The sequence below is a fragment of the Streptomyces sp. NPDC001406 genome, from assembly GCF_042895285.1.
In the GTDB taxonomy this organism is placed as follows: Bacteria; Actinomycetota; Actinomycetes; order Streptomycetales; family Streptomycetaceae; genus Streptomyces.
The window spans coordinates 101,113-120,816 of record NZ_JBIAWG010000015.1; the positions used below are offsets into that span (position 1 = coordinate 101,113).

General features: G+C 71.6%; 16 protein-coding genes and 1 riboswitch. Of the genes, 9 read left to right on the forward strand and 7 right to left on the reverse strand.

Annotated features, from left to right (window positions below):
- Positions 1–89 precede the first annotated feature (89 nt).
- Together ACFY1J_RS32920 and ACFY1J_RS32925 are read left to right on the forward strand one after the other, a co-directional pair.
- Positions 90–1,445, forward strand: coding sequence for an SWIM zinc finger domain-containing protein (locus ACFY1J_RS32920; RefSeq protein WP_390710132.1), 1,356 nt, complete (start codon positions 90–92; stop codon positions 1,443–1,445).
- 43 nt (positions 1,446–1,488) lie between these two features.
- Entirely contained in the window at positions 1,489–3,192 is a 1,704-nt protein-coding gene (locus tag ACFY1J_RS32925) for a DUF5691 domain-containing protein (RefSeq protein WP_390710133.1), read from the forward strand.
- Between the two features lie 44 nt (positions 3,193–3,236).
- Here the strand turns inward: ACFY1J_RS32925 and ACFY1J_RS32930 are convergent, their stop codons facing one another.
- Positions 3,237–3,653, reverse strand: a complete 417-nt coding sequence (locus ACFY1J_RS32930; protein WP_316747512.1) for a cobalamin B12-binding domain-containing protein — start codon at positions 3,651–3,653, stop codon at positions 3,237–3,239.
- A 404-nt stretch (positions 3,654–4,057) separates the two neighbouring features.
- Between ACFY1J_RS32930 and ACFY1J_RS32935 the strand changes: the two genes are divergently transcribed.
- Together ACFY1J_RS32935 and ACFY1J_RS32940 are read left to right on the forward strand one after the other, a co-directional pair.
- Positions 4,058–4,924, forward strand: coding sequence for an esterase/lipase family protein (locus tag ACFY1J_RS32935; protein WP_390710134.1), 867 nt, complete (start codon positions 4,058–4,060; stop codon positions 4,922–4,924).
- A gap of 270 nt (positions 4,925–5,194) precedes the next feature.
- The gene (locus ACFY1J_RS32940; protein ID WP_390732487.1) at positions 5,195–6,724 is read left to right on the forward strand and encodes a M23 family metallopeptidase; all 1,530 of its coding nucleotides are present in this window, start codon (positions 5,195–5,197) and stop codon (positions 6,722–6,724) included.
- Positions 6,725–6,795: 71 nt separating this feature from the next.
- Here ACFY1J_RS32940 and pcrA read toward each other — a convergent pair whose 3' ends face one another.
- Positions 6,796–9,300: a DNA helicase PcrA gene (gene pcrA, locus ACFY1J_RS32945; RefSeq protein WP_390732488.1), complete on the reverse strand. Its 2,505-nt coding sequence runs from the start codon at positions 9,298–9,300 to the stop codon at positions 6,796–6,798.
- A gap of 263 nt (positions 9,301–9,563) precedes the next feature.
- Positions 9,564–9,735, forward strand: a riboswitch (cyclic di-AMP (ydaO/yuaA leader).
- Between the two features lie 8 nt (positions 9,736–9,743).
- Between pcrA and ACFY1J_RS32950 the strand changes: the two genes are divergently transcribed.
- Both ACFY1J_RS32950 and ACFY1J_RS32955 read left to right on the forward strand, forming a co-directional pair.
- Positions 9,744–10,946: an NlpC/P60 family protein gene (locus ACFY1J_RS32950; protein WP_390710137.1), complete on the forward strand. Its 1,203-nt coding sequence runs from the start codon at positions 9,744–9,746 to the stop codon at positions 10,944–10,946.
- Positions 10,947–11,437: 491 nt separating this feature from the next.
- Positions 11,438–11,917 carry a hypothetical protein gene (locus ACFY1J_RS32955; protein ID WP_390710138.1) on the forward strand — a complete coding sequence of 160 codons (480 nt, stop codon included), beginning with the start codon at positions 11,438–11,440 and terminating at the stop codon, positions 11,915–11,917.
- 6 nt (positions 11,918–11,923) lie between these two features.
- On the opposite strand, the gene ACFY1J_RS32960 is transcribed toward ACFY1J_RS32955, so the two are convergent.
- Positions 11,924–12,277: a hypothetical protein gene (locus ACFY1J_RS32960; protein ID WP_390710139.1), complete on the reverse strand. Its 354-nt coding sequence runs from the start codon at positions 12,275–12,277 to the stop codon at positions 11,924–11,926.
- A gap of 359 nt (positions 12,278–12,636) precedes the next feature.
- Here ACFY1J_RS32960 and ACFY1J_RS32965 point away from each other — a divergent pair, with 359 nt between their 5' ends.
- Positions 12,637–13,716 (forward strand): NlpC/P60 family protein, encoded by a 1,080-nt coding sequence (locus ACFY1J_RS32965; RefSeq protein ID WP_390710140.1) that lies wholly within the window; start codon positions 12,637–12,639, stop codon positions 13,714–13,716.
- A gap of 22 nt (positions 13,717–13,738) precedes the next feature.
- Here the strand turns inward: ACFY1J_RS32965 and ACFY1J_RS32970 are convergent, their stop codons facing one another.
- Both ACFY1J_RS32970 and ACFY1J_RS32975 read right to left on the reverse strand, forming a co-directional pair.
- Complete coding sequence (locus ACFY1J_RS32970) at positions 13,739–14,464, reverse strand: LuxR C-terminal-related transcriptional regulator (RefSeq protein WP_390710141.1); 726 nt, start codon at positions 14,462–14,464, stop codon at positions 13,739–13,741.
- The gene (locus ACFY1J_RS32975) at positions 14,461–15,789 is read right to left on the reverse strand and encodes a PspC domain-containing protein (RefSeq protein WP_390710142.1); all 1,329 of its coding nucleotides are present in this window, start codon (positions 15,787–15,789) and stop codon (positions 14,461–14,463) included. The genes ACFY1J_RS32970 and ACFY1J_RS32975 overlap by 4 nt, the downstream gene beginning before the upstream one ends.
- A gap of 142 nt (positions 15,790–15,931) precedes the next feature.
- Between ACFY1J_RS32975 and ACFY1J_RS32980 the strand changes: the two genes are divergently transcribed.
- Together ACFY1J_RS32980 and ACFY1J_RS32985 are read left to right on the forward strand one after the other, a co-directional pair.
- Complete coding sequence (locus ACFY1J_RS32980; protein WP_390710143.1) at positions 15,932–17,335, forward strand: PspC domain-containing protein; 1,404 nt, start codon at positions 15,932–15,934, stop codon at positions 17,333–17,335.
- Positions 17,322–17,573, forward strand: coding sequence for a hypothetical protein (locus ACFY1J_RS32985; RefSeq protein ID WP_390710144.1), 252 nt, complete (start codon positions 17,322–17,324; stop codon positions 17,571–17,573). The genes ACFY1J_RS32980 and ACFY1J_RS32985 overlap by 14 nt, the downstream gene beginning before the upstream one ends.
- A gap of 48 nt (positions 17,574–17,621) precedes the next feature.
- Here ACFY1J_RS32985 and ACFY1J_RS32990 read toward each other — a convergent pair whose 3' ends face one another.
- Positions 17,622–18,152 (reverse strand): DoxX family protein, encoded by a 531-nt coding sequence (locus ACFY1J_RS32990; protein ID WP_390710145.1) that lies wholly within the window; start codon positions 18,150–18,152, stop codon positions 17,622–17,624.
- A gap of 149 nt (positions 18,153–18,301) precedes the next feature.
- Positions 18,302–19,591, reverse strand: a complete 1,290-nt coding sequence (locus ACFY1J_RS32995; protein WP_390710146.1) for a hypothetical protein — start codon at positions 19,589–19,591, stop codon at positions 18,302–18,304.
- Between the last annotated feature and the right edge of the window lie 113 nt (positions 19,592–19,704).

Sequence of the window (19,704 nt, forward strand, 5' to 3'; positions counted from 1 at the left end):
CCGTGCACCACGCCACTGACAATCCGTTCCGACCTGCGAAAACACGGCGGCAGGGCCGATTGTCAGTGGCGGGATCTACCTTCGATGGCATGACTCAGCAGGGGGTGCGCTGGACCGCGGACCAGGTGCTGGCACTGGCGCCTGACGTCGCGTCACGCAAAGCGGGAAGCAAACTCGGCGCGGCCGGACCGTGGTCCGAGGCGGGGAGTTCCGACGAGGGGACGGTGTGGGGGCTGTGCAAGGGCAGCGGCAGCAAGCCGTATCAGACGGTCGTCGACATCGCGGAGGCGGCGGGTCCGGCATACAAGTGCTCATGTCCCAGCCGTAAGTTCCCGTGCAAGCACGCGATCGGACTGCTGCTGCTGTGGGCGGGCGGGGACGGTGCGGTGCCGACGACGGAGGCTCCGGACTGGGCCGAGCAGTGGATCGCGGGCCGGAAGAAACGAGCGCAGGAGAAAAGGGAGTCGGGCGGCGGGGGTTCCGGGTCCGGGTCCGCCGATCCCGAGGCGGCGCGGCGCCGGGCCGAGCGCCGGGCGGAGCGGGTCACGGCGGGGGCGACCGAGCTGGAGCAGCGCCTGGCGGATCTGCTGCGCGGCGGCCTGGCCTCGGCGGAGCAGGCGGGGTACGGGCTGTGGGAGGAGACCGCGGCCCGCATGGTCGACGCGCAGGCGCCGGGACTGGCGGCCCGGGTGCGGGAGTTGGGGGCGATCCCGGGGTCGGGGCCGGGCTGGCCGGTGCGGCTGCTGGAGGAGTGTGCGCTGCTGCATCTGCTCGACCAGGGCTGGTTGCGCCGTGAGCGGCTCCCGGACGGCCTCGCGTCGACGGTGCGTTCCCGTGTCGGCCTGCCCGCCTCGGCGGACGGCCCGCCGGTGCGCGACCGCTGGCTGGTCCTCGCCCAGTACGACACGGCGGAAGCAAAACTGACGACGCGCCGGATCTGGCTGTACGGCGCCGAGTCGGACCGCATCCGTCTGCTCCTCTCCTACGGCGCGGCCGGCCGGGCTCCGGAGCTTGCGCTGCCGGTCGGGCTGGCCCTGGAGGCCGAGGTGTCCGCCTATCCCGGGGCGGGACAGCTGCGGGCGGCGCTGGGCGAGCAGTTCGCCCCGCCCGCGCCGGCCGTGATACGGCCCCCGGGGGTGACGACGGCCCGGGCGGCCGCACGGTACGGAGAGGCGCTGCGGGACGACCCATGGCTGGACGCGGTCCCGGTGACGCTGGACCGCGTCCTACCGATCCCGGACGGCGACTCCTGGCAACTGGCCGACGCCGACGGGGACTCGGCGCTGCCGCTCAGCCCGACCGCCCGTTCCCGCCCCGGTCTGTGGCGGCTCGTCGCCCTCTCCGGCGGCGCACCGGTCAAGGTCTTCGGCGAGTGCGGCCACCGCGGCTTCACCCCGCTCACGGCATGGCCACAGGGAGCGGGAGAGGCGGTGCCGCTGTGCTGAGGGGGCCCGGCACCGCAGGACGACCGATGGAGAGGGGCGTTGTATGAACGGGAACCCGGCTTCCGTGGGGACGGCGGGTGCGGCGGGCATCGCGAACGGCGCGGGTGCCGCGGGCACCCCGAGCGCCCCGAGCACCTGGGAGGAGCTCGTCACCGCGGCACTGCTCGGCACGGACCGGCGCGCGCCCGTCGGCGGTGCGCCGGGGCGGGAGGCTCCGGTCGCGCTGCTGGACGCGGCGGCCGTGGAGACCGTGCGGCGGCGGGCGGGGCTGCGTCCGGCGCAAGCCGCCCGGCGTCCGGAGCCGGCCGCCGAGGACCCGCGCCCTCCGCTGCCCGCCGCGGCGGCCCGCAGGCTCGTGATGCTGCTGGCCGACCGTCCCGGCACGGGCGGCGGCAGGCGGGGCACCTCGCCGGATCTGATGGAGCTGCTGCCCCAGTGGCTCGCGGCGGCGAACGCGCGAGGGTTCGCCGCGCCCCCGCAGTCCCTGCCCGCACTGCTGGACGCGGCCCGTGGGCGTACGGACCTGCGGCCGGCGGCGCTGGCGTTCGCGGGACCGCGTGCGCTGTGGCTGGCCCGGCTGAACCCGGACTGGCGCTTCGCCCTGCGCGCGGCCCCGGGCAGTGGGACGTCGCTGCCGGACCCCGACGACGACTCCGCCGCGGGCGAGGTGCAACGGCTGTGGCAGGAAGGGCTGTTCGCCGAGCGGGTCGCCCTCCTCGCCGCGATACGGGCACGCAGGCCCGCGGCCGCACGCGACCTGCTGGCCGCGACCTGGGCGACGGAGCGGGCGGAGGACCGCCTGATGTTCCTCGACTCGCTGCGCACGGGGCTGTCCGCCGACGACGAGCCGTTCCTGGAGCAGGCGTTGGGCGATCGCAGCCGCAATGTACGGGCGACGGCGGCGGAGTTGCTGTCCGCGCTGCCGAACTCGGCGCTGGCCGCGCGGATGGCGGTGCGGGCCGGAGCCTGCGTGGCCGTCGACCACACGCGCGACATTCCGACGATCGCGGTCGAGGCGCCGCTTGAGTGCGATACGAGGATGGAGAGAGACGGTGTCGTGGCCAAACCTCCTTCGGGTAGAGGGGAGCGATCGTGGTGGTTGGGCCAGTTGGTGGAGGCGGCGCCGCTCGGAACATGGCCGGGACGGCTCGGCGGTCGTACGCCGCGGGAGATCGTGGCACTGCCGGTTGCGGACGGCTGGCAGGGCGAGCTGCATGCGGCGTGGTGCCGGGCCGCGGCTCGGCAGCGGGACCCGGAGTGGGCCCGGGCTCTGCTCGGAGCGCCCTCCGCGCCCGAGGCCGGGGGCCCGGGAGCGGTCTCCCTGGCGGAGCGGGCGAAGCTGCTGGGCACTCTGGACACCCGGGAGCGCGCCGAATGGGTGGCCGGCTTCATCGCGACGCACGGTTTGTCAGAGGCGTTCCAACTGCTCGGGGTGTGCGCCGTGCCCTGGGCCCCGCCGCTCGGACGGGCGGTGGTGGATGCGCTCGACATCGCCCGGGAAGCGGGGAGTTACCCGTGGAGCTTCAGTGGGGTGATGGGGCTGGCCGAGCGGTGCCTGGATCCCGCGGCGGCGTCGCGGCTGGACGGGCTGCTGGCGGTGCCGGACGAGAAGGAGGACGCGTCGCCCGGCGCCGGGGGCTACTGGGCGGAGGCGTTCCAGCGGCTCGTGACCACCTTGCGGCTGCGCGCCGCGATGGCCGACGAGTTGGGGGTGAGGCCGGAGCCGGGTGCACCGCGGGTGCGCTGAACCGCACCCGCGCGGTGACCCTCGTCGACCCGGCGCCGCAGGGACTACGCGCCGGCGGGCTGGCGGACGTTCTGCCGCACCCAGTCCACGATCGAGGCCGTGGTGGCCCCGGGCGTGAAGATCTCGGCAACACCCTTCTCCTTGAGCGGCGGGATGTCCGCCTCGGGGATGATGCCGCCGCCGAAGACCAGGATGTCCTCGGCGTCCCGCTCCTTGAGGAGGTCGATGACCGCCGCGAAGAGGGTGTTGTGGGCACCGGAGAGGATGGACAGACCGATCGCGTCGGCGTCCTCCTGGATCGCCGTGTCGACGATCTGCTCCGGGGTCTGGTGGAGTCCGGTGTAGATGACCTCCATACCGGCGTCGCGCAGCGCACGCGCGATGACCTTGGCCCCGCGATCGTGGCCGTCGAGCCCCGGCTTGGCCACCACCACGCGGATCGGACCGGCTGCCACACCCATCACTGCCTCCATGAAGCGACTACATCCATCCGTACCGACAAGTACCGCACATTCCGCGCGTTCCGCCACCCGTCGCGAAGTGAACGAACGTTATCTCCAGCATCCCTCAACCGGCAGTTTCACGGTGATGACAGAGGGGGAAATCACACGGTGGGACACGTTCGGGAGCCGCAGCGTGGTCCGCGCGGGCACGAAGGGCACACAGGGCAGGTAAGGCACGACAGCGGGGAGCCTCGTCACCACGCCGGCAGGACGCCTCGTCAAGTCATCGGCGCCGCATGCGCCGCACGCCTCATCCAACCCGCGCGTGCCACTCAGGCACCGGCGGCCGCCCCCACTGCGGCTGCCCATGAGGGCACACGGGGGATCGGGCCGTCCTCCTGCGTGCCGACAGGAGGTCGGCCATGAAGGTCACCAAGGCACTGGAGCCCCTGGTTCCGCTCTGCCAGCGGCTCCTGCCGGGCAGACTCACGGGGCTCTCCATGGCCCTTCTCAAGGCGACCGCCCTGGAGCTCGCGATCCTGGCCGGGCACATCGTTCTCTATCCCACCGGTATCACCCAGGAGCGTCGCTCCCCCACACAGGCGACACCCCTGCCGGACGGCACCGCGCAGCTGCCGGCCACACCGGACCCTCCGGTCGTCCTGCTGCACGGCTTCATCGACAACCGTTCGGTCTTCGTCCTGCTGCGCCGCAACCTCGCCCAGCACGGCAGACAGCGCGTCGAGTCGCTCAACTACTCACCGCTGACCCGGGACATCCGCACCGCGGCCGAGCTGCTCGCCCGGCACATCGAGGAGATCTGCGAGCGCACGGGGAGCCCGCAGGTCGACATCGTGGGGCACAGCCTGGGCGGACTGATCGCGCGCTACTACGTACAGCGGCTCGCCGGTGACCTCCGGGTCCGCACGCTGGTGACGCTCGGCACCCCGCACTCCGGCACCCGGGTGCTCCCGCTGGCGAACGCGCACCCGATCGTGCGCCAGCTGCGTCCCGGTTCGCAGGTATTGGAGGAGCTGGCCGGGCCGGCGCCCGGTTGCCGTACGCGCTTCTTCTGCTTCTGGAGCGACCTCGACGCCCTGATGGACGAGCCGGAAACCGCCCGTATCGACCATCCCGACCTTATGGCACAGAACATACAAGTGATGGGAATCGGGCATCTCGCCCTTCCCGTCCACCCGGCCGTCGCGGCCGGGATACGGGATGCACTCGACTCCGAACACCCGGAAGTGGAGGTCGCCAGGCCGGCCGGCGGGCTGACCGTGGCGTGAGAACAGGGTCGTAACAGGGTCATACCGGGGCGAGTCCGGGCGGCGCAACAGCCGCCCGGACTCGCCGACTTAGCGGGACCGGCAGACAACCGAATGTCGAACAATCTTCGAACACAAAGCCAAACCCGCGTCCATCGTCCCCCGAAACACGGCCGAATGCCCGTTTCCTTCGGGCGCGAAACCTTCCGAAGATTGTCGCGCCCGCATACCGCCGGGTACAGTCGCCGCACTGCTCTGGCAGCCCCTGTTGTCGAGGCGAAAGAGAAGTTGGTGAACGACCGTCACCCGTCGGGAATCATGACCTCCCCGGCTCCGGCTTCCGATGCCGCCTCGGCGCCCTACGCGTCGTACGGCGGACAGGAGGCCCAGTACGGCGACCTCACCTCGTACGCCGGATACGGCACGGACGGCTATGCCACCGGTGCCCACACCGCCGCCTCGGCCTTCGAGACCGACCCGCTCTTCGGGAATCTCCCGGGCGGGGGTCACACCACGGGCGCGTACGACACCACGCAGTGGCAGACCAGCGGGCACCACACGCTGAACTACGACCCGTACGCGGCCCAGCACCACGCCGCCTACGACAGCGGCGCCTACGACAGCACCGCCTGGACGATCCCCCATCAGGCCACGGGGAACGACATCAGCGGCCAGTGGGACGCGAACGCCTGGCTCCAGCCCGAGCAGCACACCGGCGCCGCCCCGACCCAGCAGTGGGAATGGGGCACGCAGGCCTACGAGACCGGTACGTACGACGCCACGCAGTGGAACTCCGACGGCAGCGTCGTGGCCACCGAGCCCGAGCGGCAGGCCGAACCCTTCGACCAGCAGGCGACCACCACTTTCGACCAGGTGTCGTACGAGAATCCCGCCCACGAGGAACTCGGCTACGAGACCTACGAGGACTACGCGGATTACGAGGACGACGCCTTCGAGGGGGCCGCCCCGGACGAGGACGAGTCGACGGCCACGGGCGAATTGCCCGCAGTAACGCCACTGCTGGACGATCAGGAAGAGTTCACCCCGCTCCCGTCCACCCGTGCGGGGTCACGCGGCGGTGCGCGTTCCCGCCGCCGTACGCCCAAGCGCTCCGCGCTGCTGACCGTGGCCGTGCCTTCGGCCTGTGTGATGGGGGTGGCCGGGATCGCCGCCGCCTCCGTGGGCAATCTGAACCTGATCGGCGGCGGCAAGGACACCAGCGCGTCCGCGGCGGAGACGAAGTCGGTGAAACCGTCCGCCGTCAACAACCAGCTGGACACCCAGCTGGAGAGCCTCTCCGCCGGCGCCGACGACTTCGCCGACCGGGCCAGCCGCACCCAGGAGCGCATCGACCTCAAGGCACAGCAGCTGGCCCAGCAGAAGAAGGCCGCGGCCGAAGCGGCCCGCAAGGAGCGGCTGCGCCCGAAGTACGCGCTTCCGGTCATGCAGAAAGGGCTCAGCGCCTATTTCGGTCAGGCGGGCGTGAACTGGATGTCCGTGCACACGGGCATCGACTTCCCCGTCTCGTACGGCACGACCGTGATGGCCGCGACCGACGGCACGGCCCGCACCCAGTGGAACAGCGCCTACGGCAACATGATGATCGTGACGGCCAAGGACGGCACGGAGACCTGGTACTGCCACCTCTCCAGCTACCGGGTCGCCTCCGGTACGAGCGTCAAGGCCGGGCAGCCGATCGCCTACTCGGGCAACTCGGGCAACTCGACCGGCCCGCATCTGCACTTCGAGGTCCGGCCGGCGGGCGGTTCGGCCATAGACCCGCTGCCGTGGCTTCGCAGCCATGGCCTGGACCCGACGTAGGTCCGCGCCTTCTCCACGAGTGACCCAGCCCCCGCCGGACCTTCCGATCGGCGGGGCCTCGTCGCATGCGTCTACAGCTTCTCCACCGGCGCGTAGCGCAGCACCAGCCGCTTCGGCTTCGCGTCACCGAAGTCGATCGTCGCCTGGGCGTTGTCCCCCTCGCCCGTCACCGCGAGGACCGTGCCGAGGCCGAACTGGTCGTGGGTGACCCTGTCCCCGACGGCCAGGGACACCACCGGCTTCGACGAGACCCGCTTCGTGGCGAACCCGGACGCGCCCGACGCCGACGAGCGGGAGCGGGACGAGGACAGCGAGGCCGCCACACCGGAAGCCGGTCCGGAGGAGACCGGCGCCGCCGCTCCCGTCCGCTTCCACTGCACATGGGCGGGCGGGATCTCCTCCAGGAAGCGGGAGGGCGGGTTGTACGACGGCTGTCCCCAGGCGCTGCGCAGCGACGACCGCGTGAGATACAGCCGCTCCCGCGCGCGGGTGATGCCGACGTACGCCAGGCGCCGCTCCTCCTCCAGCTCCTTGTTCTGGCCGAGGGCGCGCATGTGCGGGAAGACGCCGTCCTCCATGCCGGTGAGGAAGACGACCGGGAACTCCAGGCCCTTGGCGGTGTGCAGGGTCATCAAGGTGATGACGCCCGAGCCCTCCTCGTCCTCGTCGGGGATCTGGTCCGAGTCGGCGACCAGCGCGACCTGCTCCAGGAAGTCGGCCAGCGTGCCTCCCGGGGCGGCAGCCCCTGATGTCGCCGCACCCTCCTCGCGCTCCTGCTCGAACTCCAGGGCCACGGCGGCGAGTTCCTGGAGGTTCTCGATGCGGGTCTCGTCCTGCGGGTCGGTGGAGGCCTGCAACTCGGCAAGATAGCCGGTGCGTTCGAGGATCGCCTCAAGGACCGTGGCCGGCCCCGCGCCGGACTCGACGATCGTACGGAGGTCCTCCATCAGCACGTTGAACCGCTTGACGGCGTTCGTCGAGCGCGCCGCCATGCCGTATGCCTCGTCGACCCGGCGCAGCGCCTGCGGGAAGCTGATCTTCTCGCGCTGGGCGAGGGCGTCGATCATCGCCTCGGCACGCTCGCCGATACCGCGCTTGGGGACGTTGAGGATCCGGCGCAGCGGCACGGAGTCCTCCGGGTTGGCCAGGACACGCAGGTAGGCCAGGACGTCCCGGACCTCCTTGCGCTCGTAGAAGCGGACGCCGCCGACGACCTTGTAGGGCAGGCCGACGCGGATGAAGACCTCTTCGAAGACACGGGACTGGGCGTTGGTGCGGTAGAAGACGGCGACGTCGCCCGCCTTCGCCTCGCCCGCGTCCGTGAGACGGTCTATCTCGTCGGCGACGAACTGTGCCTCGTCGTGCTCGGTGTCGGCGACATAGCCGGTGATCCGCGCACCCGCGCCCGCGTTGGTCCACAGGTTCTTGGGGCGGCGGGACTCGTTGCGCTCGATGACCGCGTTTGCGGCGGAGAGGATCGTCTGGGTGGAGCGGTAGTTCTGCTCCAGGAGGATCGTCGTCGCGTTCGGGTAGTCCTCCTCGAACTGGAGGATGTTGCGGATCGTCGCGCCGCGGAAGGCGTAGATGGACTGGTCGGCGTCACCCACGACGCACAGCTCGGCGGGCTGGAGGTCGTGCTCGCTCGGCGGTACGTCCACCGGGTGCCCGGCGGTGCCGACGAGCTCGCGCACGAGGGCGTACTGGGCGTGGTTGGTGTCCTGGTACTCGTCGACGAGGACGTGGCGGAAGCGGCGGCGGTAGTGCTCGGCAACGTCCGGGAAGGCGCGCAGCAGGTTGACCGTCGTCATGATCAGGTCGTCGAAGTCGAGGGCGTTCGCCTCGCGCAGCCGCGACTGGTACATGGCGTAGGCCTGGGCGAGGGTCTTCTCGAAGCCGTCGGTGGCTCGGGCGGCGAAGTCCTCCTCGTCGATCAGCTCGTTCTTCAGGTTCGAGATCTTGGCGCTGAAGGACTTCGGCGGGAAGCGCTTGGGATCGAGCTCCAGGTCGCGGCAGACCAGGGCCATCAGGCGCTTGCTGTCGGCGGCGTCGTAGATCGAGAACGACGAGGTGAAGCCGAGCTTCTTGCTCTCGCGGCGCAGGATGCGCACACACGCGCTGTGGAAGGTCATCACCCACATCGCGTTCGCGCGCGGGCCGACGAGGTGCTCGACGCGCTCCTTCATCTCGCCCGCGGCCTTGTTGGTGAAGGTGATCGCGAGGATCTGCCCCGGGTGCACGTTCCGCTCGGCCAGCAGGTGGGCGATGCGGTGCGTGAGCACACGGGTCTTGCCGGAGCCGGCGCCGGCCACGATGAGCAGGGGGGAACCGGCGTGCACGACGGCCGCGCGCTGGTTCTCGTTCAGCCCCTCCAGCAGCGCCGCTGCGTCGATCACCGGGCGCGGGGCGCCGTCGCGGTAGTAGTCGTCCCGGTCCGGCGGCACGTCGAACTTCCCGCCGAACAGATCGTCCGGAACCGACTCCGGAGCGTGATCGTCCTCGGGCGGCGGGGGCTCCTCCTCGCGCCCGTGAGGGGTCTGGAGGTCCGCCAGGAAGCTGTCGTCAAAGAGGCTGCTCATCGCTCTCCGAGTCTAGGGCGCCCCACCGACAAACGGCCGCCGCCCCGGAAACAGGACCGGCCCCGCGCGCGGGGGGATCTTCCCGATGCATGAGCCGGACAACTGTCTCACGCTCCGGAGGCATGCTGTCACACGGGCGGAATTCTGCATCAGGTCACAAAAATGTATCGGGCATATCGCCCATCAACCTTCACACGGGCCACACCAGTTGGCTACCGTCTCGGGCGGGCCGTACGACCCCCACCGGCGAACGTCGCCGGGCCGCGCGGCCTCCGCCGAGTCCGGTGTGCCCGCCACGGCAGCCGGAGCCGGGGACCCAACCGACCTTGGGGTGAATCGGCCCAACCTCCACCCGGAGAAAGGCCGTAGGGCAACCCTTCCGAACCACCCGCCCGAACCCGACAGCTAACTCGGTAGGCGGAACATGGAAGGAGTCGCCTCCCTTGGCGTCGCACCGCAAGTCGCGCCCCGCGAGTGCCCTGGTAACAGGAATACGCACCCCCGCCATCGCCACCGCCGCGCTCACCTCCGTGGCCCTGCTCTCCCAGACCGCCAACGCCACGCCCTCCGCCGACGGCAAGCCGAGCATCGAGGAAGTCGAGAAGAAGGTCGACGACCTCTACCGCCAGGCGGAGTCGGCGACCGAGAAGTACAACGCGGCCAAGGAGAAGTCCGGCCAGCAGCGCAAGAACGTCGACACCCTGCTGGACGACGTGGCGCGGCGCACGGACAAGCTCAACAAGGCGCGTGAGGAACTGGGTACGTTCGCCGCCGCCCAGTACCGCACCGGGACCGCCGCGCCCGACACCGCCACCTTCCTGCTCTCGAACTCCCCGCAGGACTACTTCGACCAGACCCAGCTGATGGGCCGGATGACCTCGCGGCAGAAGGGCGCGATCGACGACTACATCACACAGCAGTCGGCGACCATGAAGAAGCGGCAGGAAGCCGCCAAGAGCCTCCAGACGCTGACCGAGTCGCAGAACGAGCTGAAGACGGCCAAGGCCACCGTCCAGAAGAAGCTCTCCTCGGCGCGCGAACTGCTGTCCAAGCTGACGGCGCAGGAGAAGGCCCGGCTCGCCGCGATCGAGAAGCAGAAGCAGGAGGAGGCCGCGCGCCAGGCCGCGGAGCTGGCCAAGAAGCAGGCGGCCGCGGAGGCGGCGAAGAAGGCCGCCGCCGCGAGCTCCTCGAGCTCGTCCAGTTCTTCGGGCTCCTCGGGTTCCTCGGACTCGTCCACCTCGACGGGTTCGACGGGCTCGACCGGCTCGACCTCGGACTCCACGTACGCCACCAAGGCGGAGAAGGCGATCGCCTTCGCCCGCGCCCAGATCGGCAAGCCGTACGTCTGGGGCGCCACCGGCCCCGACTCCTACGACTGCTCCGGCCTCACCTCGGCCGCCTGGCGGGCCGCGGGCGTCAGCCTTCCGCGCACCACCTGGGACCAGGTCAACGCGGGCACCACGGTCTCGCTCACCAATGCCGAGCCCGGCGACCTGATCTTCTTCTACGACGACATCAGCCACGTCGGCATCTACATCGGCAACGGCATGATGATCCACGCCCCGAAGCCCGGCGCCTACGTCCGCGAGGAGTCGATCTACTACGGCGGCGCGTCGATCATCCACAGCGTGGTGCGGCCGGCGTGAGAGACCTCCGTGGGGCAGGGGCGCGAGCGCTGCAGCCGTGGTGATGCGAGCGCCGCGGCCGTCGTGAACCGCAGGCGCACGCGACCCTGTCCCGCACCCGCGCGTTTTTCCCGGCACGCGCGCGCGTGCCCCGCTCGCAAGGCGCGCGCGGCTCCCTAGCATCGGGCCCATGCCCGCCTCCTCACCCCTTCGCGCCTGGTGGAAGCGGCGCCCGCCGGCGGCCGGGGCCGCCGTGATGGCGACCGGCATCGTGTCGGTCGGGCTGCAGCTGGCGGGGTACGAGGCACTGTCCCTGATCGCCCTCGCGATGGCCTCGGTCGCCTGGCTGGCGTCGGCCGTGGACTTCACCGTGGGGCTGCTGTGGCAGCGCAGGCGCTGGGTGGCCGAGGCGCGGACGCCGGGCGCGCTCACCGCCGTCGCCGCGACCGCCGTGCTGGGCACCCGTTTCTCCGCACTGGGCCGCCACGGCATGGCTCGCCCACGCGGCGCTCGTGCTGTTCTGGCTGGGCCTCGTGCTCTACGGGTTCGCCCTGGCCAGGTTCGACGTGCGGCAGGTGATCGAGGGGCCCGGGGACCAGTGGATCGCGGGCGGCGCGCTCGCGATCTCGGCGCTGGCCGCCGCGAAGCTGATCTCCGCCGACAGCGCGCGGCTGTACCTGTGGGACGACGACAACCTCGGCGTCCTGCGCGACACGGCCCTCGCGCTGCTCGTCCTCGATCTGAGCTGTTACGTCGTGCTCCTGACCGCCGAGGTGGTGCGCCCTCGGCCGCGCTTCGACGTACGCCGCTGGTCGACGGTGTTCCCGATGGGGATGACGGCGACGGCGACGCTCTCCGTCGCGGCCGCCCTCGGCATCCCGTGGCTAAAACGGCCCGGACAGGTGCTGGTGTGGATCTCCGTGGTTGTCTGGCTCGCGGTCGCCGCCGGTGCGGTCCGGTCGGCCCGCGCGGGGCTCAGGGCCGTGCGCTGAGCCCGGTCACGTCCACAGCACGGCGATGAAGATGTTCGCCGTGGTCAGCAGGCCCACCAGCCCGAACAGGCGCTTGTCCACCGTCTCCTCGTCCCGCTTCACATAGACGAGCCCGAGGATCACGATCAGCAGGGCCAGCTTCACGCCGATCTTGACGGCGTTGATGTGGTGGCCGTCGGCCTGGTTGAGGCCGACCAGGATCACGCCGGTGACCAGCATGGTCAGCGCGCCGTGCAGCATTGCGGGGACGAAGCGGGCGGTGCCCCGGCCCATCGCCTTCATCTGGGTGAGGAAGCCGCCGAGGAGCGCGGCGATGCCGATGATGTGCAGGCCGACGAAGAGATGGATGAGTACGTCCATGAGGCGGGAGCCTAATCCCCCGCATATATGCGCCCCATAGCACCCCACCGCCCCCGTGCACCGCGGAACCGCCGCTTCGGTCATCGCGCTGTGTGAAGACGGCGGCTCCGGACCCCGATCACGGTCACATACGGTCACCGCGAAGTCCGATGCGGGCACTTCCATACATGACGTTACCGAGCCGACACCGTCAGGTTTAGCGTCCTCCACCAGGTGACCGGCTCCCCACCGCCGCCCGGGCCAGGGGCGGCAGCCGGCCACCTCCGCCGAGAAAGGTCCGGCGGCGGCCCGCTCCCCCCGTGCGGGCCGCCGCCGGACGCGTAGCCGGCCAGGTCGTACGAGAGGACGTGACGGTCCAGGTGGCAGTGCACCGAAGGCCCCGACAGCGCTCGCTGGGCGGCAACACCGCCCGCACGGCCGTGACCATCGCCCTGGCGGGCGCGGCCACGGCAACGGGCTTCGAGGGGACCGGGCACGCCGAGCCGCAGCTGACGCCGGCCCAGGTCAAGGCGAGGGTCGACAAGCTGTACCAGGAGGCGGAGGTCGCCACCGAGAAGTACAACGGCGCGAAGGAGAAGGCGGATTCGGCGGAGCAGCGGCTGAAGTCGCTGCGGGACGAGGCGGCCCGCAAGGAGCAGAAGCTCAACTCGGCGAGGGACGCGCTGGGTTCCGTCGCGGCGGCGCAGTACCGCGCCGGTGGGCTCGATCCCACGGTGCAGCTGATGCTCTCCGGCGATCCCGACCGGTATCTGGAGGGCACGGCGTTCGCCGAGCGGGCGGGCGACCGGCAGTCCCAGGCCGTGGCCCGGGTGCGGGGACAGCTCCGGGAGATCGAACAGCTGCGCGGCGCCGCCCATGTCGAGCTGGTGTCGCTCAGGTCACGGCAGGCCGAGCTGAAGCGGCAGAAGAAGACGGTCACCGGGAAGCTCGGCGAGGCGAGAGAGCTGCTGTCCGGGCTCACCCCGCAGGAGCGGGCGCGGGTCACGACGGACGGCGGCACAGCTACCGCGGCTGCCACCGGCCACGCCTCCAGGTCGGCCTCGGACACGCGGGACGCCCTGACCGCCCCCGGCTCCACCGCGGCCCCCGACTCCCGTGCCGCGGCGGCCGTCGCGTACGCCTACCAGAAGCTCGGCAGCCCCTATGTGTGGGGCGCAACGGGCCCGGACGCCTTCGACTGCTCGGGCCTCGCCCAGGCCGCCTACCGCTCCGCCGGCATCTCCCTCCCCCGCACCACCTACGCCCAGATCAACGCGGGCCGACGGGTCTCCCGCTCCGCACTCCAGCCCGGCGACCTGGTCTTCTTCTACTCCGGCATCAGCCACGTCGGCATCTACGTCGGCAACGGCCAGATGATCCACGCCCCGAACCCCTCGGCGCCCGTACGCCTGGCGCCGATCGACGAGATGCCGTTCGCGGGGGCGACGCGGGTGGTGTGAGGTCCGCTGCGCGAGCCCCCGTTCACACCAGCCGACGTGCCGTGGCCCACCGGGTCAGTTCGTGCCGGTTGGACAGCTGGAGCTTCCTCAGGACCGCCGAGACATGGGACTCGACCGTCTTCACCGAGATGAACAACTGCTTGGCGATCTCCTTGTACGCATAGCCGCGGGCGATCAGCCGCAGTACCTCCCGCTCCCGCTGGGTGAGGCGGTCGAGGTCCTCGTCGACCGGCGGGGCGTCGGTGGAGGCGAAGGCGTCGAGGACGAAGCCGGCCAGCCGCGGGGAGAAGACCGCGTCGCCCTCCTGGACACGGAAGACGGAGTCGACCAGGTCCGTGCCGGTGATCGTCTTGGTGACATAGCCCCGGGCACCGCCGCGGATCACACCGATCACGTCCTCCGCCGCGTCCGACACGGACAGCGCGAGGAAGCGGACCGGCCGCTCGGTGTCGGCCATCAACGGGGCGCAGCGGCGCAGCACTTCGACACCGCCGCCGCCCGGGAGGTGGACGTCGAGGAGCACCACTTCGGGCCGGGTCGCGGTGATCACCGTGACGGCCTGGTCGACGTCCGCGGCCTCGCCGACGACCTCGACGCCGGTCTGCTCGGTCTGGCCGATCTCGGCCTGGACACCCGTACGGAACATACGGTGGTCGTCGACGAGGACCACCCGGACGCGACGCCCGGACGTCGCGCCGCCTCCCTCCGCCGCTCCCGCCGTGCCGTTCGCCTCGGTCGCGTCGCTCATGACGTCTTCTCCGCCCTCTCCATCTCCAGCTCGACCTCCGTGCCGCCGTCCGGCACCGACCGCAGCCGTGCCGTACCGCCGTTGCGTTCCATGCGGCCGATGATCGATTCTCTGACGCCCATGCGGTCGGCGGGTATCGAATCTAGATCGAAGCCCGGACCGCGGTCGCGGACGGACACGAAGACCGTCCTGCCCTCGACTTCGGCGTAGACCTGCACGGCGCCGCCCTCGCCACCGTACTTGGCGGCGTTCACCATCGCCTCGCGCGCGGCCTGCATCTGTGCGGCGATCCGCTCGTCGAGGGGGCAGTCGCCGACCACGACGACCTCGATCGGGACGCCGTGCTTGTCCTCCACCTCGGCGGCGTTGCGCCGGACCGCGTCGGCGAGGCTGTCCGGTTCGTCGGCCTCGTCCTTGCCGGTGCCCTCGGGTTTGTACAGCCAGGTACGCAGATCGCGCTCCTGGGCGCGGGCGAGGCGGCGCACCTCGTTCGCGTTCTCCGCGTTGCGCTGGATCAGGGTGAGGGTGTGCAGCACCGAGTCGTGGACATGGGCGGCGACCTCGGCGCGCTCCTGGGCGCGGATACGCATCAGACGCTCCTCGGAGAGGTCCTGGGTCATCCGCACGAGGTACGGCCCGGCGAGCAGCGTTATGCCGACGAGGACCGCGAGGGCGGCCTGGAGGACCGAGCCGAGGTGGGCGGCGGAGCCCTGCAGGACGAAAATGCCGGAGACGCCCGCGGTGACCAGCAGGACGCCTCCGCCGGTGCGCAGCAGGGTCAGGGTGCGGCGGCGGCTGCCGACCTCGACCCAGCGGGCCCGGCGGGCGTTGTCCGCCTGGCGCCAGACCAGGGCGACGCCCGCGCCGACCAGGACGGCGGGCAGGAGATACGCCTTGGCTCCGCTGCCCAGGTTGACGTTGCTGACGAAGACCATGGCCACGACGACCATGAGGAGCAGCGCGACGATCTGGCCCTTGTCCGGTTTACGCGCGATGAGTCTGCGCCGGCCGTCCGGCGAGGTCTCGGTGCCGACCAGGGACGGCGGCTTCTGGCCGCCGACGCCGCCGACGCCGAGCGGCACGAAGAACCAGAACGCGGCGTACAGCAGCGCGCCGAGGCCGTCGGCCATGAGCAGGCCGACGAACACCAGCCGCACCCAGATCACGGGCAGCCCGAGGTGCCCGGCGAGGCCCCGCGCGACACCACCGAGCCAGCGGCCGTCGCTGCTGCGGTAGAGCTTGCGCGGTGGCCGCGGGTCGTCGATGGGCGCTGCTGCGGCTTCCGGCATGCCATCGATGGTCACACGGGCCGAGTGGCGGAGCATCAGGGTCCACCCCCGAGACTCCCCTGATCTTCGAAAGTCCGGCCGTCGAACGCCTCCCCCGCCCGGTCTCAGGGCCGATATCAGGGTTCACCCAGGGTCATTCCGGCTGCCGTCGCGGCGGCACGCCCGTCACCATGGACGCATGACAGATCACGAGCACGCCGCGACGGGTCCGGGACCCGGCCCCGGCCCGCGCCCCGCCCCGGGCGCCGGGCCGACGGATGCCGCGCCCGCCGCGGACGCGACGGCGCCCGGCGAGGGCGGTGCCGTCGAATCCCCCCGCAGGTTCCGCCGCGACCGGCGGCACAAGATGATCTCGGGGGTGTGCGCCGGGCTCGGGCGGCACACCGACATGGATCCCGTGATCTTCCGGATCACCCTCGCGGTGCTCGCCGCGGCGGGCGGGATCGGCCTCATCTTCTACGGCTTCGCCTGGCTCTTCGTGCCGTACGAGGACGAGGAGGAGAACGAGGTCCGCAAGCTGCTGACCGGGCGGGTCGACGGGCAGGCCCTCGCGGCCGTGCTGTTCGCGCTGGTCGGCTGCGGAGTGTTCCTGACGATGCTGAAGAACGGCGGAGTGCTCACGTTCGCCGTCGTTCTCTCCCTGCTGCTCGCCGGCGCCGGTTACTGGTCGCGGCGGCGCGGCGCGCCCGACCCCGACCCCCTGGCGGCGCAGGCCGTGGCCGACGCCCCGCCGGAGGCCCAGGCGCCGCCGGTCCCGACCGCCTACCCGTCCTGGTGGCGCGACCCGATCGTCAAGGACGGTACGCACGTCGGCGGCACCGGCTATCTGTGGGGCCCCGGGGACTCGCGGGACCGGGACATCGCGGCGGCCGTCACCATCGGCCTCGGCAACTCCTGGAGCAACCGCGCGGACGTACGCGCCCCGTACAGCGGGCCCCCGCGGCCGCGCGGTCCGCGATGGATCGGCGGCTGGGTCTTCCTGCTCGCCCTGCTGGCCGGCGGCCTGGGCACCGGCGCGACCTGGGAAGGTCATCCGCTGGGCACCAGCCTGCAGGCCGGCCTTGCCTGTGCGCTCCTCGTCTTCGGTCTCGGCATCGCGCTCAGCGCGGTCCTGGGACGTACGGGCGCGGGGTCGGTGTTCCTGGCGATCGTCACGGCGGCGCTGCTCGCCGGGGCGTCGGCCCTGCCCAAGGACATCACCACGCACTGGATACGTACGTCGTGGAAGCCGGCCTCGGTGGCGGAGGTGCGGCCGAAGTACAACCTCGGCACCGGCGAAGGCACCCTGGACCTGACCCGGGTGCGCATCGCCAAGGGCGAGACGGTGGAGACCAAGGCCGCGGTGGGTGCGGGCCGGCTGCGGCTGATCGTGCCGGCGGACGCGACCGTACGGATGAGCATCGATGTGGGGGTCGGCGACATCCAGTTGCCGGGTGAGGACAAGAAGGACGTGGACGTGGCACCGGGCAAGCACAAGGACGTGACACTGACACCCGTGAAGGGCGGCAAGAACGCCGGGACGCTCGACATCGACCTCGAAGTCGGTGTGGGACAGGCGGAGGTGGACCGTGCTACGTCATGAGTTCCAGCCCGGAAGGCTGGTTGCCGGTCTCTTCCTCACCGTCACGGGCGTCGCGTACGCCGGGGACGCGGGCGGTCTGTGGGAGACGCCCTGGTTCGCGGCCGTCCCCCTCGTCGTGGGCGGCCTCGGCCTGGCGGGCGCGGCGGCGGCCCTGACCCGGCTCATACGCGGACGGCAAGGGCCGGGCCGTACGAGCGCGCCGGAGACGGGCACCACCGGGCCCGGCCACCCGGGCTGACGGTCACGCCCGGCCACCCGGGCCGACGATCGCGCGAGGGGCTACGGGCTACCGGTAGCCCGCCGTCCGCTGCCGTCGCCGTGCGCGCAGCATCGAGTCCAGGGAGAGATACGGGGTGCCGGCGAGGACGAGAGGCAGCCAGGCCATCAGATAGGCGAGGTCGTTGCCGTAGTAGTACGGGGTGGAGGACCAGCTCACCGTCAGCCACAGGCTGAGCGAGATCAGCGCGCCGCCGAGCGCGGCAAGACGGCCGAACAGGCCGGTCAGGACGCCGATGCCCACGGCCAGTTCACCGAAGGCGATGGCGTAGCCGAAGCCGACCGGGTTCTTCAGGGCCAGGTCGACCAGGGCCGGGATGGCGGAGGAGCCGCGGACCGCGCGCATGGTGTCGCCGATCGATCCGGAACCGCCCGACTTCATGAAGGCACTGTTGGTCAGCTTGTCCAGGCCGGCGTAGATGAAGGTGACGCCCAAGAAGATGCGCAGAGGAAGGAGGGCATAGCGGGTGGCGGTGTCCCGCCAGTCGCGGTCGCCGTCGAGATAGGGAGTGTGCGTGTCCGTACGGATGCTGTGAGTCATCGTTCCTAGCCGCCTCTCGCCCGCATGCAGAGACCCCTCAACAGACCTTACGTACGACGAATGGGTCCGGCTCAATCCTGTTGCGAAGGTTTTTCAGTCTCTTCGGCCAACGTAAGCGACCCGTGGTCCCGTTCGGTGATCCGCCGGCCTCAGTCCGTCACCTCGACCGTGCACCGGTTCGTGGCCACCCCCGCCGCGGTGATCACCTGCACCTCCACACATCCGGGTTCCACGTCCGCGGGCACCGGCACCGTCAGGACCGTGTCCGAGGGGTTGCTGAAGCCGCCCCTGACGGGGATCAGGGGGACATGGACGTTGACCGCGCCGATGCGGACGACCAGGCGGGAGAGCTGGTCCGCGGTCTGTGCGCCCGGCGGGACGAAGCAGGCGCCGCGGATCTCGATGTCGTCGCCCGTGCGGATCGGCCCGTCCAGATCGCCGGCCTCGCGGGCACGGACGACGGAGAGGATCACCGGGCGGCCTCCCTCCGCGTACTTGCCGGCCAGGTAGGTCAGGGCGGAGACCAGGACCAGCACCGCGAGGCCCCACGGCAGGTCGGGCAGCTGGTCGGGACGGCGGGCCAGCCGTACCGCGGCGAACAGCAGGGCCACGGCGCTGATCACGACGTACTGGATGTCGGCGAAGGTGCCCCGGCCGGAGTCGTCGGTGAGGAGGTCGGCCGCGCGCGGGCGGGGTGCGGGTACCTTCTGCAGCCGCTGGCCGTGGATCCGCAGGCCGACCACGCGCCGTACGAGGACCGCGATGCCGCAGACCACGGCGAGGACGGTCACCATGCCCGCGCCGCGGGCGAGTTCGAGCCCGGAGATGAGCGCGTCGCGTTCGGTGTGGTCGGAGGCCGCGGCAAGGCGGCCCGCGAGGACGAGGACCGCATACGCCACGAGCAGCACCCAGGCCGCCGCCACGGTGCGCGAGGTGGACATCCGGTTGTCCTCGCCGATCACCGGCGCCAGCGCCCCGCCGCGCGCCCGGTGGAACCACGAGGCCCCGCTCAGGGCGCCGGCCACCAGCAGCGCGGCGAGCAGCGCGGCGGTGCGGGCGCTCGTCCAGCCCGCGCCGATCGCGGTCAGCGACTCCACCAGCAGCAGGAGGACGACTGCCGCCCACAGGACGCAGAGCGTGCGCAGCCACAACCGCGCCAGCCAGGCGTCACCCGCCTCCCGGCCGCGCTCGGCGACTACCTCGGCGGACTGGGTCAACTCCTCGGACACCCACTGCCGGGAGGCGGAGGCGGAGTGGGCCACCGCTGCGGGCAGCCCCTGTCCGGCAGCGAACTCGTCGCGCTTGAGGAGGAATTCGGCGACGGCCCGCCGATGCCCCTGCCGCGCCCCGTGGGGGCAGTCCCCGCAGGTGCAGCCACCCCCGTGGGCAGCCCCGCGCGCGCCCGCCTGCGCGCCCTGCCTCGCCTCCTGCACCGCCACGCCCGACGCCCGCCTTCCCCATGACCCACGACCCGACCCACGACCCGACCCACGCCCCCGGGGCACGACCGGCGGCGTCCTCCGCGGAGACCGACTGTGACCGTGCAACTCCC